At 53.5% G+C, this 14831-nt stretch carries 10 protein-coding genes and 1 other RNA gene; 3 read left to right on the forward strand and 8 right to left on the reverse strand.

Features of this window, described 5'->3' with window-relative positions:
* Positions 1-46 precede the first annotated feature (46 nt).
* The gene (locus tag QEH52_RS00805; RefSeq protein WP_425609273.1) at positions 47-1366 is read right to left on the reverse strand and encodes a thymidine phosphorylase; all 1320 of its coding nucleotides are present in this window, start codon (positions 1364-1366) and stop codon (positions 47-49) included.
* A 208-nt stretch (positions 1367-1574) separates the two neighbouring features.
* Here QEH52_RS00805 and ssrS point away from each other — a divergent pair.
* Positions 1575-1756: non-coding RNA, 6S RNA (gene ssrS / locus QEH52_RS00810), on the forward strand.
* A 31-nt stretch (positions 1757-1787) separates the two neighbouring features.
* Here ssrS and QEH52_RS00815 read toward each other — a convergent pair.
* Genes QEH52_RS00815 through QEH52_RS00840 form a run of 6 tightly spaced genes read right to left on the reverse strand, consistent with a single transcriptional unit; the run spans position 1788 to position 12464 of the window.
* Positions 1788-2222, reverse strand: a complete 435-nt coding sequence (locus QEH52_RS00815) for an ExbD/TolR family protein (protein ID WP_308948020.1) — start codon at positions 2220-2222, stop codon at positions 1788-1790.
* Between the two features lie 2 nt (positions 2223-2224).
* Complete coding sequence (locus QEH52_RS00820; RefSeq protein WP_308948021.1) at positions 2225-2635, reverse strand: ExbD/TolR family protein; 411 nt, start codon at positions 2633-2635, stop codon at positions 2225-2227.
* 28 nt (positions 2636-2663) lie between these two features.
* Entirely contained in the window at positions 2664-3443 is a 780-nt protein-coding gene (locus QEH52_RS00825; protein WP_308948022.1) for a MotA/TolQ/ExbB proton channel family protein, read from the reverse strand.
* Entirely contained in the window at positions 3440-4645 is a 1206-nt protein-coding gene (locus QEH52_RS00830) for a hypothetical protein (RefSeq protein ID WP_308948023.1), read from the reverse strand. Before QEH52_RS00830 ends, QEH52_RS00825 begins: the two co-directional genes overlap by 4 nt.
* A 3-nt stretch (positions 4646-4648) precedes the next feature.
* Entirely contained in the window at positions 4649-7675 is a 3027-nt protein-coding gene (locus QEH52_RS00835) for a tetratricopeptide repeat protein (protein WP_308948024.1), read from the reverse strand.
* 7 nt (positions 7676-7682) lie between these two features.
* Positions 7683-12464, reverse strand: coding sequence for an alpha-amylase family glycosyl hydrolase (locus tag QEH52_RS00840; RefSeq protein WP_308948025.1), 4782 nt, complete (start codon positions 12462-12464; stop codon positions 7683-7685).
* A gap of 17 nt (positions 12465-12481) precedes the next feature.
* Here QEH52_RS00840 and QEH52_RS00845 point away from each other — a divergent pair, with 17 nt between their 5' ends.
* Together QEH52_RS00845 and QEH52_RS00850 are read left to right on the forward strand one after the other, a co-directional pair.
* Entirely contained in the window at positions 12482-13723 is a 1242-nt protein-coding gene (locus QEH52_RS00845) for a hypothetical protein (RefSeq protein ID WP_308948026.1), read from the forward strand.
* A 43-nt stretch (positions 13724-13766) separates the two neighbouring features.
* On the forward strand, positions 13767-14492 hold the full coding sequence (locus tag QEH52_RS00850) for a phosphoadenylyl-sulfate reductase (RefSeq protein WP_308948027.1): 726 nt from the start codon (positions 13767-13769) through the stop codon (positions 14490-14492).
* A 69-nt stretch (positions 14493-14561) separates the two neighbouring features.
* On the opposite strand, the gene QEH52_RS00855 is transcribed toward QEH52_RS00850, so the two are convergent.
* Complete coding sequence (locus QEH52_RS00855; protein ID WP_308948028.1) at positions 14562-14780, reverse strand: FmdB family zinc ribbon protein; 219 nt, start codon at positions 14778-14780, stop codon at positions 14562-14564.
* Positions 14781-14831: the final 51 nt, after the last annotated feature.

Here is a 14831-nt window from a genome sequence, read left to right on the forward strand (position 1 = left end):
TTTACTATAAACTCTATATAATCAAGCTTGAAGGTACGCCTACAGACTACGATTTGTGACTTATACGATCGACCACTAAGGGCCCAACGGATGGGGCCGCAGAAGCAAGGTGAATGGCGGTCTGTAGACGCGCTTCCGCTGCAGCGCAAGATTCTTCATCGCGATAATGAATGCGCACAATCGGTTCGCCGGGCTGAACACGATCTCCGACCTTTTTCAATAACTCCAAGCCTACGGCGGGATCGATCACAGAATCTGTCGACACGCGTCCGGCCCCGAGTAAACATGCGGCCTCACCAAAGCTGCGAGCATCCAAGCCACTGACATACATCGTTTCTGTGCTTTCGACCCCGACCTCGCAGCAAGACTCACAGAGAGGTAAGCGCTTATAATCATCGATTACACGGGGATCGCCGCCTTGGGCTGCGATGAGTTCGCGAAAGCCCGCCAACGCTGCTCCGCTCTGGATCGCCGCTTTCAATGCAGCCATCGCATCATCAACTGTGGAGTGAATCCCACCAAGCATCAACATTTCAGCGCACAGAGCATAGGTAACTTCCATCAAATCTTCTGGCCCTTCCCCGCGTAAGCAATCAATCGCTTCGATCACTTCCAAGGAGTTGCCGATCATTCGACCAAGCGGCTGCTCCATGCGTGTCAGCAAAGCAGAAGTCGGCTTGCCCATACTGGCACTGATCGCGACCAAGGCCTCTGCCAGCTCGCGCCCGCTCGCTTCGTTGGGCATAAAGGCGCCGTGTCCGAATTTGACATCGAGCACCAGTGCGTCGATGCCCTCGGCTAGTTTCTTCCCCAGGATACTGCTGCAAATGAGGGGAATACTCTCGACGGTGGCGGTCACATCCCGCAAGGCATAGAGCTTGCGATCGGCTGGCACCATATCAGCAGACTGCCCAATCATAGCTTGATGGATGTCCTGTAGTTGCTGGCGGTAGGCGGCATCGCTAAGTTCGGTGCGAAAGCCGGGAATGGCTTCGAGCTTATCCAAAGTGCCGCCGGTATGCCCGAGACCACGCCCACTCATCATAGGCACGCACAGCCCACATGCAGCCACCAGTGGGGCGAGAATGAGCGAAACTTTGTCACCTACTCCGCCTGTAGAATGCTTATCCACTTTGGGGCGGGTGATTTCCGGCAGCTCTACGATACGCCCCGAACGCATCATCGCTTCGGTCAACCAGCCAGTCTCTTCGGGACTCATGCCTTTAAGCACAATGGCCATCAACAAGGCGCTGGACTGGTAATCTTTAAAGTCTCCAGAAACAACGCCTGTCACAAATGCCTCCACTTGAGCACGAGTTAAGGCTAAACCATCGCGTTTGCGGGCTATGATCTCTTGAGGAAGCATCTTCATGCACGCCAGTGTGTGCACGCAGACTCTCTTGTCGAGCCAGCGCTGAAAATGAGAATGCGCTAAAACTTTAAATCCCCCGAAACAGAGCTTCGAAGCGACCTGTTTTTCATTTAGGTCGATTGCTTATTTTTACTTCACGAGAATTAACGAAATTTATGCTTCATTTCCGGTTGCTTCTGGCAAAAGCCTAGCTAGCTTTCAACCAACCCTGCAGTGTTCGAGACTTAATGGAGTATCTGTCCTTTACTCTGTAACAATCGGGAGCTTGCCCCTCGTAGGTGGCTGTCCAGCCGTCAACCGGAAGACAAATACCGACGAGGAAAGTACCCACCTTATGCTCAAAAGGCTAAGAACTCCCACTAAAACGGCACAGGCGGGGCCTTTTTGTGTACACGAGGCTGGATCGAGACTGCGACTAGCTTCCCTCCCCAAAAGAGATCGAATGGATACCGGCGGACTTCAAGGCGTTGAGCACATTGACAACACTCTGCTGATACGTTTCGGGGTCGGGCTGAATGATGACCAGCGTCTTGAGACCAGCACGATCGGAGGAGCGCTTCAACTGATCGAGGGTACGAGTCAAATGGGGTAAATCGATGCTGCCCGGATTATCCGTCGGCACGCCATTGAGCAGGACGGTGCCATCGAGTAAGATGTCGACATAATGCTGCTCTGGCAGTGGGGTATCGGGAGGCGCAGGCACCGAGGAGGGCAGCTTGACTCCGAGGTCGGCCTCTTCCTTGACGATGGTAGTGGTGACCATGAAATAAATCAGCAGTAGGAAGACGATATCAATCATCGGCGTAAGGTCGACTTTGTCATCGGGGATCTGTAAACGTTTAGCTTTCATGGCTATTGGGCGCTCTGATAAGTGGCAAAGATCACGTTGGGCACGCCGCCTGCCGCAGCAGCGGCAAACACTTTACGCACTTCTTTGAAGGGAACTTGCGCATCGGCACGGACGTAGACTTTAAGCTGCGGGGCGTTTAGCTTGCCTTGGGCCACCAGCTCAGGCAGCTCTGCAATCGTCGTGCTTTGTGATCCGAAAAACAAGCTACCGTCGGACTTAATAGTAATCGTGGTGCGCACACCACGTTCATCAGGAATGCTAGCATGCGCTGCAATCGGCAGCTCAATCGGCACGAGTTGCTGCACCTGCATGTTGGCCACCGTCATAAAAAACACGATCAGCAGGAAGACAATATCGATCATCGGAGTGAGATCGGGCAAATCGCTGCTTTCTTCTATGGGGCGTGGTTTCATCGTGGAGATCGATCGCGTGTGTCTGGCATTAAGAAGAGGCTGCTTCGGACACCATGCCGTTCTTCTTCATCAAGCGAGTCATCTCACCGAGACGCTCATAAATGCCGGACGAAGCTGCCATGTATTTGTTCTTAAAATAAAAATAGCACATGAGCGCTGGGATCGCGATCAGTAAGCCGGAGGCGGTGGTCACCAGCGCTTCGGAAATATTATTGGCCAGCAACTCGGGCTTACCAAGACCTTGAGCCGCAATATTACGAAAGGCCTTGACCATACCACTCACTGTGCCAAGCAAGCCCATCATAGGAGAGACCGAAGCAACTACCTGCAAATACTGCACAAAGACCAACGGCCCTGCCAACACCTTGCCCGCACGCTCTTCCAGCGCCTCGTTCACCTCGGCGACGGAGTCATATCCGTCGCCGACAGTTTCAAATCCGAGGCGTAAGATGTCCGTCATATAACCGGGGTGTGCATCGCATGCGCTCAAACCTGCGCTCACGTCGCGCGCTTCAATCGCGGCTCGTAAATCAGCGCGAGCCTCGGGTTGAGTAAAACGCTTCTCTTTAATAATGAGGCCGCAATAGCCAGCCAGTCCCACGGTGGCTACGGAAAAAGCCAGCAGTGGGTACATCGCCCAACCACCTTGCTGAAACATCGTCCACAAGGTGATATTTTCGACGGGTGCGGTGGTCTCAATTGCGACTTCAGCTTGCCCGTGCACCACGCTAGCCCAAACAAGGCATAGACAAAATGCGAGTGTAAAGCGCCTGGGGATAAAATGGAATAGATGCAGTCTTGTATTCATAATTCAGATACTGATTGGGTTAAATCTTCAAGATCCTGGAGGCTTGCGGCCGCCCACGGGCTCGTGGGAAAAGAAATAGAGAGCTCACGCAAAGCAGCGATGGCGGCCTGCGGCATATCAATACGAGCATATACAGTCGCCAGGGTATAAAGTAACTCAGGATACCATGGATCGGTCGCGTTTGCGTAGGTCTTCCCCGCGGCAGCGTAGCGCATCGCTGCAGAAAAATTTTCCTCGCGCAGGCTCAAACGTGCCCGGATCAGCTCCCGCAGCGAATAGCCGTCGGCACTCACATCCATCTCAGGTAAGTTCTCCAGAAAGACGGTCGGCACCAGATCATGACCCAGGTAAAAGCTACAATAGGCTACCCACAGTCGCGCACGTGTTTGGTGCACATTCTCCGTTGTCTGAACTTTGCGGTATAGATTGAAAGCACGCACATAATCAGCGCGTGCTCGCCATGCATTGGCTAATTCCAGCACCATGCCTAACTGCGACTCTGAAAGCGGACGCGCCGATAATATGTGTCGATGCACACGCTCAAGTTCGGAGCTCTGCCCTACGTCATCCAAAGCAAGTGCCAACTGCCCAATACGCTCTAACATACGCGAAGGCGCTAGCTGTAGAGGAATTTGAATGGCAAGATCGGTCGCCTCTCGCCATTGCGCCGCAGCTGTCAAAGCATCCAAATAGGACAATACCGTCGGCAGTAAATTCCCTGGTAAGCCACTCAGCTGCATGTAATCCACAAAGGGTTTGGCATGCTCTCGAATCACGGGTAAGGCCTGTAGCGCTTGCCCCCCTTCCAACTGCTCAATGGCATCGTAGTATGCTTGTGGAAAAATGAAATTGAGACTCCCCCGCTGACGCAGTAATTCGTCAAATTTGAGATAGGCACGCCCGCCACGATCGGTTCCGACAGGACGGAACACAATCTGTTGACCATCGACACCGGTCAAAATGACATCCTTCAACTGCTGCGGATACTGCAGACGCATCTTGATCTCTGGCATCGCGGCCAAGGATGCAGGCAATAGGCCGACCAGCAATAAGGCCACCACGAATAAACAACAGCAAGCACCCTGAACCCGCGCAGCCACAAAGCCCTGAAACGCTGGCCCATTCAAACGCCCACTCTCCGGTCGACGATTCAGGAGATAAGTCGACCGTAAGCGGATAAAAGAAATGGGGAACAGTTTCATAGCTTATAGAGATTGCACCTGTTGACGGATCGCATCGTAAAACGACGACTCTTCGGCAGCGGGCAAATCGAGGAAAAATTGATACGTATTGCGGGCCGATTCGATTTCGCCCTGAGCTTCAAGCAGCTGTCCACTTTCAAGCACTGCCTGAGCCGACCATTCGGGATACCCCGCATAGCCGAGATAGGTGCGCTCGAAGAAGCCTTGCGCTTTGCCCGTCTCGTTGAGACTCAGAAAGCAAAGTCCAATCTTAAAAGTTGCTTCCGCCCAAAGCACTCCGCGCCAATCGCGTTGCTGAATAATCAAAGTGTATGCTGCCACCGCATCCTCATAGCGACGCGCACTGCGCAAAGCATCAGCACGAAGCATCGCTGCCCGCCGACTGAGCTCCGAGCCAAAATACTGTTCCACAATTTGCCCAAAAAAATCAGCTGCTTGATCGAAATAACCAAGCTCCAATTCAAGCTGCCCTAACTCAAACAGCGCACGCGCGGCCGCAGACGATTCGGGCGCCTGCCGAAGCACCTGTAACAGCCATCCACGCGCCACGAAGGGGTCCTCCGCGGCCTTAATGCCCGCAATCCAAACCAAGGTAGCGGGACTCGCCAAGTCTACTTCCGCCTGCCCGAGTTGCACCGGGCTCACCTCTAGCGCAGCCCTCAGGTTGAGCGCACGCAATAGGCGCAGCGCCAAAGTATCCTGCCCCGCAGCACGTGCCGACAGCCGCATCTCAGCAAAGAGGCTCGCCGGCGGGGCGGATGGTAGCTGCCGGAGCTGCGCCTCCACCCGACGCCGAATCACACGCAAGATCTCAAAGTCCATGATATCCAGTGCTGCGCCCGCGACGCTCACATCTACCCGAGTCACTGGCTCCAACTGCTCATATAGCGGCTGACGAATGACCAATGCCAGCTGCAAATCTTCAGGAATTTGTGGATTTTGACTGAAATAGCCTAACTGAGCCACCCGATTATAGAGCATTTCGCTGCGAAACACTTCGTCAGCTAAGAGCTGCTCAATGAAAGCAATAGTCTGTGCGCAGCGCTGACGCACCTCGTCATCGGTTTTCCACCACGCATCGATCAACTGATCCACATGGTCGGTCTCAATGCCATCACCAAAGCGCTGAATGCCATCGCTATAATAGTCGAAAGCAGCTCGAATGCGGCCCCGCGCAAAATTGGCTTCGGCAAGTCGCAAGACCGCCTCAGCTGCTGCTGGTGAGGCTGGGAAGCGGTCTAGATAACGCTCTAAAAGTGCATCATGCTCGGCGTCGCGTTGATTCGCGAGCAAGAGCGAGGCCGACTCAAAGTAAGCGTGATCGATCAACGCCTGAGTGCCCCCGAGAGTTTCGACCAGTTCGTAATGCTGCAGAGCTGTTTCAACCAGCGCATCCATGGCATCCAAGTCACCGAGAAACATATGTGCTTCGGGCTGCAAAGCATGTCCCGGTGCGCTAGCCAGCCATGCCGTAATGATCTCGCGCGCAGTGGCATACTCCGCCATTCCAAAGTAAGCAACCCCGCGGCGAAAGCGTGCCTCGAGGTAATAAATACTACCAGGATTAGACTCAATCAATCGATCAAATGCAGTGAGCGCAGAAGAAAAGGCGCCAGTAAATAAAAAAGCCATACCTGACCAATAATCGACACTTTCAACAAATGCCCCCTCGGGAAACTCTTCTACCCAAAAAGGAAATGTATCCAAAATCCGCTCGGTATCTCCCTGCTGAAAAAGCGTCTGCCCCAATGAATGTGCCATCTGAGTCGCCACTGGATCATAAGGGAAGCGATGTAAAAACTCGTCCGCCAAATCCGCGACTTTCTCGACGTCCTGCTTCTGCTGATACAGAATCGAAAGCTGCGTCGCAATGGGTTTTTCAAATTCAAAAAATGCAGACTCATTCAAATAACTTTCCGCCAGCACGATGGCCTCTGCGGTATAACCACACTCGATCGCCTGAAGAAAAGCAGCGTAACGAAACTGCTCGATATGCTTGTGCTGTGGAAATTCCTGAATGAGCCTTACGAATGCAAAATAAGCCTCGTAGGTACGCCCCATTAAACGCAATACGCGTGCCTGACGCCAACGTAAGTTAGCGGTATACCGGGGCGCCACCACAAGTTCGAGACGCTGCGCACGCAGAGCATTCAACTGCTGCACTAAGCGGTCGGCTTGAGACACAATAAACTGTCGCCGAAAGAGTTGCTCCTCAATCGCAATCAAGTGATCTTCTACCGCAAATAATAATTGCTCGACTGGCAAAACCATCGCGAAGAGCAGGCTCGCTTCCAAATATTTTTCGTCCTCTTCAAAGCGATCGCCAGTATTCAAGAGTCTTAGATTAAGTCCCAGATCATAACGAAACTTACGATCTCGATTAATTTCGACGACCAATTGCATGAGGGCCCCCAGCCCCTCAATTTCCAAGGCACGATCGAAGAGAGTATTGAGCGCGAAGAGTCGTAGCTGATCCGAATAGCGCGGATCTAAAAATTCTTTGAACACACCCACTATATCCTGTTGGCGTGATGCTTCGTTCGCCGACAACACCAGTCTTTGTAAAATCTCATAGAGTTCCTGCGGCTCGACTTGAACACGATACAACTGAAGGATGTGTAGATAAGCATCCACAGCCGCGCTCCAGTTTTCAGCCCCAAAGTAACAATCGGCACGATTCATCATTGCAAGCGGATGCCGCGAGTCCGCCACAAAAGCCTGAATAAACTCATCCCAAAAGACGATTCCATCGCGGAGCTGTTGGGCATCTTTTGTCAGCTCATACCAACGCATATGTGCCAGACCAAGCAGATAAAGATTCTCGCGATAGATGGTACGATATTCCTCGCTCATGGCACCTTTCAAGCGTCCCTTAATCTCAAGCATATAAGGAATCGCTTCGCTAGGATCACTTGTAAAAACAGCCTCCGCCCGAGTGCCCAGCGTCGGCAAGTCCAGCTCAGGAAAATCCTTGACCTGCTGTGCAGTCAGCAGGCAAGACAGCGTCAACAAGCACAGCAGACAATACACTCTGTGCCTAATCGACATCCATGCCTTTCTCAATCGTAAAGACGGCCGACTGCATCGGCTCCAACTCAAACACCACACGTCCGTTGCGCACAGAAAGCAAGCTGCCGCTCAAGACGTCGCGCAGGCTCGTGTCCATCAACTCAGGGGCAAGATCCAATACATAGCGTTGCGATTCCTGCGCTCGGTTAAAAGCAACCAAGGCCGCATCCGCACCGTGCTTACGTAGGTAGGCGTAATGATCCGCACTAGCCGCCAACACACGGCGACTGCCTAAATAAAGCGCGGGGTGCGCCCGCCGTGCCTTGGCCAGCTTAGAAAAGTGCGCTTTCACGTCGGACTCTTGGCCACTCACATCCTGACCGAAACGCATCATACGGCGATTGTCTGGATCACCCGCCCCCGTCATACCAATCTCGTCGCCATAATAAATCATGGGCACCCCATCGATAGTCAGAAGAAATGTCATAGCTAGCTTGAGCTTATCGTAACTCGCAGCATGATTGACCACGATCCGCTGCGCCCAGCCTGCTTCCTCGTCGTCCACATATTGCTGGTTCGGCAAATCGCCATCCGCATAGGCCATAAAGCGTGACTTATCATGATTCCCGAGCAGTGCCGACATGCGAACGGTGCGCCCATAAATCTCCTCCGAGTCGCGCAAAGCAGCCTCCAACTGATCAAAACCGAGCTGGGCCTGCGCAAAACAAGGCAGCAACACATCGTAAAGCGGGAAATCAAATTGCCCGTCGAGCATGTTAGGTCCGACAAAATCGGAGATGCCTTGACGATCCTGAAAAGTCTCCCCAACAAAGTAAAAATTCTCATTTGGAAATGTATCACGCATGCGGGTACGGAATCGCCACCAAAAGTCGGGTCGAATATGTTTAACCGCATCCAATCGATAGCCATCCAGATTAAACGCTTCGATCCAGTGGGTCGCATCTTCAAGCAGAAACTCGACTGTCTCGGGGTTACGAAAGTCAAAAGCCGGCAAAAATGGCTCAAACCAGGTAGTGTATGGCTTATCATCCCAGCGGCGCAGATTACGGGAACCATCGCTCAGCTCTAATTGCCCAAAGAGTTCGGGACGTTCTTTGCGGATCGGGTTCTCCACATGCACGTGCTTGAGCACTAGGTCTGCAAGCACTTTCATACCATCCCCATGGGCGGCCTCGATCAGTTCTTCCAGCGCAGATTCGCCGCCAAAACGCTTCTCCACAGCGAACCGATCCACTGGCCAATAGCCGTGATAGCCAGTGTAATGACGGAAGGGGGCGAGGTATTCTTGCCAAGCACCCGCAGGGTTTTGATTCAAAGGCGCGAGCCAAAGCACATTCACGCCAAGCTCCTCGAAATAGCCCTCTTTGAGCTTCTGCTCAATCCCTTGGAAATCACCGCCTTGATAATTGGCCGGGGGTAATACCGCGGCATTCTCGACCTGCTGTGTATTATTTCGATCCCCATCATAAAAACGATCGGTGAACGCGTAATAAATAATGTCGTCGCGCCACACATCCTCACTTGGCTCGCCCGCGTATGCAATCACAGGCAGCCCCACCTTGCCCTCGACATCTTCGGCCAAAACGCGGATCAAGCTGCCTGGCTCCACTCCACGTAAGGACAGTCGAATCCGCGAGTCTGCGAGCTCAGCATCCAGCGCAATCACGCCACCGCTGGCGGGCAAGGCTTCCGCATGCACTGTCAGCAATTTCTTGTTCGCACGCAGTTGCAAGCTGTGCGGGTCGATCGACTCCACAAACAATGTGGCGGGGGGATGATCCGCCCCGCGCTCCCCCTCGATTTGGATAAATGAATTCCAGCCGCCATATCCATCAGCAAAGCGATCTCCGGGACGTGGATCTGGTTGCCACTGCCCATCGATCACATATTTATAGAGGTAGCGCCCAGGCTTAAACGCGGTGTTGACGGCCCAACCGCCATCCACGCGCTGCAGCCGATGCGTCGAATCATTCCAATCATTAAACTCCCCCACCAAGGCAACCGACTGCGCCTGTTCCAAACCATCGATACGAAATGTTTGAGTCGTGAGCGCAGCGATAGCAATCGGCAGTGAACTGATAATGCGCGGCCCGTCGGTGACACGGGGCTCCAGGAATAAGGGCAGCAAGTGCAGACCACTAGCATGCTCAGAAAGCTTCAAATGGAGCACATGATTCACCGCATCAATTCTCGCTTCCACCGCAGCGTTCGAGCCTACGCGAAAGACATGCGAAGCACCGGGGTTACCAAATCGGCGCAGGTCGATTCGTAACTCGGCACCTGCCTGCGCTCGCAGGAGAGGGGGCGCCCCCAGATACGGTTTGCCCACAGCAACACTTGGGCTCGAAATTGCATAGGAAGGAGGCGTATCCGTTATTTCGATACTCCAGTAATTTGTAGACTGCGGCGCAAGACTATCGAGATAAATACCTTCTCGCAAGGCATCTGCCACTCGAATCGCCCGCGGCGGCATCCCCTCGTCCGCAAGGCGATCGCGCAGCAGCAACCAGTCGCGATTTTGCGGCGAAAGCCCCAATGCCGCTACGGCAGCCTGCGACAAGCGCACCCGCAGGTGACGCAATGTTGCATTTGCATGAAAATTTGAAGTAATTAAGAAGTTCGACTGCGTTTCTGGATCGCTGCGCAGATAGGCGAAGAACCAATGCCCAGAAGCCCCAACATCGGCCACCTTTCCGTAGAAGGGGTTATCCCGATTCACTTCATTCAGCAGAAAGGTATTGCCACGACTCAAAGCTGGCTCCGACTGCAAGCGTAGTAAGCGCACGTACCACGCTCGTAGTGCAGCCTGCTCAGCTGAAAGTAACCCGCCATCGGCGGCGCCCGCGTTCCACCATTTATTGAGCTCGGGCAGCGACCAATAATCAAAAATAGTGGAGCGTTGATCATCGCCTCCAAAGCCCTCTCGCCCAAGCCCGGGCTCACCGACTTCCTGCCCATGGTAGAGCATGACCGCTCCCCGCGAGAGACCAAACAAGGTCGCTGTAACTGGACGGCCGGCCTCCATCCCCAGCCCTCCCCAAGTCGCGGGATGAGCGAGTCGGATCTCGTCGTGATTTTCCGCATAGCGAAGGGCACAATCAAAGAAAAAGGCGCCTAAATCGCGTTCGACGGATTGTAAATCGTTCGCCCACGCCTTGCCGGCATAAAGGTGCTCCAAGGTATCGTAGCCAGGATCATCATACACAGCATGAAAGCCTGCATCCAAGAGAGCCAACATCACGCTATCCTCTTGCGAGATGGCAGGATCGTGCCCGGGAACTTTAGCCGGATCATCATTATACGCCTCGGCAAAGAACAATACCGCGGGGTCACGCTCACGCGCACGATGTATCATCCACTTCCAAAACTCAGGTGGCACCATGTGCGCCATGTCCGCGCGAAAACCATCAACACCGAGCTGCTGCCAATAGGCGATGATGGCATCCATCTTTTGCCAAGTATCCGGTATACGCGCGCGTGGACTAACGGCAGTGGGATACTGCGGGGTAGCATCGTGATTTAAAAAATCAAATCCATAGTTGAGTTTGATCGTTTCGTACCAATCACCACTAGTAGGCCGCCAGGAAACGACGTTGTTCCCCGTAACACGCCCATGTATTTTTTCCGGCGTAAAATAGCCATCTGCATGGCCCACTATACGAGCGGTTTCATTCACAAGCTGCCCCGTCTTGGGATCTACTGTCGGCAAGCGCAACGGGGCCTCCCCAGCTGCGACTTCAGCTGTCAGGTAATAAAAATTATTATCCGGATCGAAATAGACGCCTTTGCGATCATTGACACCAAAGGCAAGTTCCGGGCGAATGTCGGAGGCATAACTGCGTGCGACATGGTTGGGCACAAAATCGATAACCACCTTCATCCCCGCAGCATGCATGCGAGCGGTCAGAGCTTGAAACTCCTGTAGTCGCTGCTCAGGTCGATCGGCATAGTCGGGCGAAACGTCGAAGTAATCACGAATCGCGTAAGGGCTCCCTGCGATGCCTTTCAATAGATCGGGATCATCGGCATGCTGTCCAATCTCGGAGTAGTCGCTCGAAGTGGCTTGCTGAAGCAGACCAGTCAGCCAGATATGACTGAAGCCATCGCGGCGCAAAGTGGCTAAGACCGGCTCACTCAAATCGCTAAACTTACCACTACCGTTTTCCGCCAGCGTTCCGTTAACCTTGCGTGTTTCGTTCTCATTACCAAATAGTCGCGGTAGCATCTGATAAATAACAGGGCGCGCATCGACTGCACCAAAGCGTCCGCGTCGTACCCAATCTCCCGCAGCATTCAGTTCGTAGTAAAATGGCAAATACACTTCGTCCGTTCGACGTGTCGCGTATTTCTTCAGGGGTGCGATACCACCAGTCGGCTCCAGAGTAAACCATTGTAGGGCACGCACGCGATCAATCTCGCGGCTAACAGGTAATGCCAACTGGACGGCAGCGTCGCCCCAATGAAGTTGCAGCCCATCAAAGGCCGTCGCCTGCCAACGGTAGTCTCGGTATTGGCGCGCTTCAATCAACTCACCATCCCGACTGAAGCGCAGTAACAGGTCTGCTTGAAAAGCGAGAAAGACGCGACGCTGCTCATCGACTTGAATCGCCGTAGAGCCAAAGCCAGGCCCAGCATCCATAGCTAGCCAGAACGACTCCAGCGGTAAAGACGAGTGAATGGATGGAATCGTTAGCTCAAGCGAACGAGCCGGTAGCGCGAGCGCCGACAGCAGCAAGAAAATAAAAATGCGGAAGTGAGACATGGGGGGATCGTAGGGCAAAAGTGACAAAAGTATCTGCTTCCAGCATGACAGCCAAAGCGGGCAAATATCTAAACATGGCCAATTTGACAGTTGAACAAATCGGTTATTTGCCGCGCATGAAAGCTGTCTTAGCTTGGCAGCACTCAATGAGCGCCCCAGTCCCACAGCCCCCCACTCGCATGCAGCGACTCGTCCGCCGGCCCTTGCTTTTAATTTTAATAGCGAGCCTGGTGCTTCACCTACTGTTTGGCCTAGTGCTCGGCAGTTGGAAAATTTTCAGTATTCTAACAGAAGATACTGTAGAGATCGAAGTCGTGCCTCCACCTGCAGCAATCCAACCACAGCAGCGCGCGTATACGATGAAGACCATGCGCACCCAACGCTCGACCGCGCTCTCCACCCAGATCCCAATCTCGGTGGACCAGGCTTCGGACCTAAATTTGCCAAAGATCGATGTGCCGAAGCCCAGCTCAAATCCGACAGCAATCAAAGCCCGCGGGAGTGCTAGCGGGATCGGAGGCATCGGCGGCGGCACGGGCGCCAGCGGTGGATTTGCAACACTCTTTGGCAACACCTCGCCACTGGCTGGAGCTTTGGAGGGCCACTTTATTGACTTTAAACAAGACCGCTATCGCGAGAAAGCCCCCCAACAAGGCTGGATGGATGCGGGCAAGGACTTCCTACGTAGTTACAAGCTACGCGAATTTCGCAAATTCTTCAACGCGCCCCAAAAGCTCTATGCCACCCACTTCTACATCCCGCTCATCAACGCCGACGAAGCACCGCGCGCGTTTGGAGTCGAGACATTGGTGGAACCCAGCCAATGGGTGGCCGTCTACCAAGGGCAATTTCGCTCTACACAAGGTGGCAGCTTTCGCTTTGTCGGCACTGCCGACGACATTCTAATCGTCGGCGTCAAGGGACGGACCGTGCTATCTGCAGGCTTCACCGAATCCAACCCCGGCAAATGGAAAGCCGACACAGAGCCCAGCTTCTTGGGTCCCAGCGTATCTCAATATTTACCGAAACTGACTGTGGGTGATTGGTTCAAGCTCGCCCCCAACGAACCGACCGAGCTAAGCGTGTTGATTGGTGAAATCCCTGGCGGCGAATTTGGCTGCTATTTGTTTATCGAAGAAAAAGGAGTCGATTACGAAACGACTCAAGAAGGCCGCCCGATCTTGCCCGTCTTTAAACTAAAAGACTTCTCACGCAGCGATATCGAACAAATCAATCGCGACGGCTATCCAAAACGACTGGATGGGCAGAGTTTTGGATTTTTCTAGACGGCTTTCTTGACTTCCTGACTCAAAAACTAAAGATAAGCACATGAGTCACACAAAAATCGCAGCCAAAACCAACCTCGAAGCCCTGGATCTGGAGATCGCCTCCGCGACCGAGCGCGTGCGTTGGGCGCACGAAACCTACGGAGAGCAGCTGGTGCTCACCACTAGTTTTGGAGTGCAAAGTGCCGTGATGCTGCACTTGGTCACTACACTCATCCCCAATATCCCTGTGATATTTGTGGATACAGGCTACTTATTTCCGGCCACTTACACCTTTGCAGCGGAATTGACTGAACGCTTAAAGCTCAATCTCAAGACTTACATTCCTCGCCAGACTGCGGCGCAGCAAGAAGCGCTCTACGGTAAGCAATGGGAAAAAGGCCTTGAAGGGCTGGAGCGCTATAATTTGATTAATAAGGTCGAACCGATGAATCGAGCAGTTAAGGAGCTCGGCGCGACTGCTTGGCTCTCTGGCCTGCGTCGCACCCAGTCTAGCTCACGCAGCGAGCGAAAAGTCGTCGAAAGCCAGAACAAGACAACTAAGATCTACCCAATCATCGACTGGAACGACCGCGATGTGTATGAGTATTTGACCGAAAATGGCCTGCCCTATCACCCGCTCTGGGACCAAGGCTATGTTTCGGTTGGCGACTGGCACAGCACCAAGAAACTGGGCGCGGGCATGACCGAAGAGGAGACACGCTTCGGAGGGCTCAAGCGTGAGTGCGGCCTGCACGAAGTAACTGGCGGCAGCGACTTCCAAATCTAGTAGACGCTGCGTCGACACAGGCACTGAATCGCCAGCGCCCCCTGCTGGTGCGCGCTGGCCGACTAGTGACTAATGACAGGCGCAGCTACCGCTACAACATTGTCCACCGCCGGACTCCGGCTTTGCAGTACCAGTAAAGCCTAGGCCACCGGTAATCAGACGGCGTACCGGCACTCCAGTCTCTGGATGCTTTGTGAGCGGTGCATCTTTCATCGACTGCTGCAGCTCAAATTGAACGGGCTCCTCACCCTCTTTTTCGGGAATCGTTTCGTAGATATAGGTCGCCATAAGCTGACAAACAATAGATAGCTGAAGCCGATTGGCAAGAATTGAGAGCGC

The organism is Thalassobacterium maritimum (assembly GCF_031127805.1).
In the GTDB taxonomy this organism is placed as follows: domain Bacteria; phylum Verrucomicrobiota; class Verrucomicrobiia; order Opitutales; family Coraliomargaritaceae; genus Thalassobacterium; species Thalassobacterium maritimum.

Bases quoted from the DNA above. Each gene is read 5' to 3' on its own strand.
- QEH52_RS00850 (WP_308948027.1), top strand. From the start codon at position 13,767: ATGAGTCACACAAAAATCGCAGCCAAAACCAACCTCGAAGCCCTGGAT.
- QEH52_RS00845 (WP_308948026.1), top strand. From the start codon at position 12,482: ATGACAGCCAAAGCGGGCAAATATCTAAACATGGCCAATTTGACAGTT.
- QEH52_RS00815 (WP_308948020.1), bottom strand. From the start codon at position 2,222: ATGAAAGCTAAACGTTTACAGATCCCCGATGACAAAGTCGACCTTACG.
- QEH52_RS00820 (WP_308948021.1), bottom strand. From the start codon at position 2,635: ATGAAACCACGCCCCATAGAAGAAAGCAGCGATTTGCCCGATCTCACT.
- QEH52_RS00825 (WP_308948022.1), bottom strand. From the start codon at position 3,443: ATGAATACAAGACTGCATCTATTCCATTTTATCCCCAGGCGCTTTACA.
- QEH52_RS00855 (WP_308948028.1), bottom strand. From the start codon at position 14,780: ATGGCGACCTATATCTACGAAACGATTCCCGAAAAAGAGGGTGAGGAG.
- QEH52_RS00805 (WP_425609273.1), bottom strand. From the start codon at position 1,366: ATGCTTCCTCAAGAGATCATAGCCCGCAAACGCGATGGTTTAGCCTTA.
- QEH52_RS00830 (WP_308948023.1), bottom strand. From the start codon at position 4,645: ATGAAACTGTTCCCCATTTCTTTTATCCGCTTACGGTCGACTTATCTC.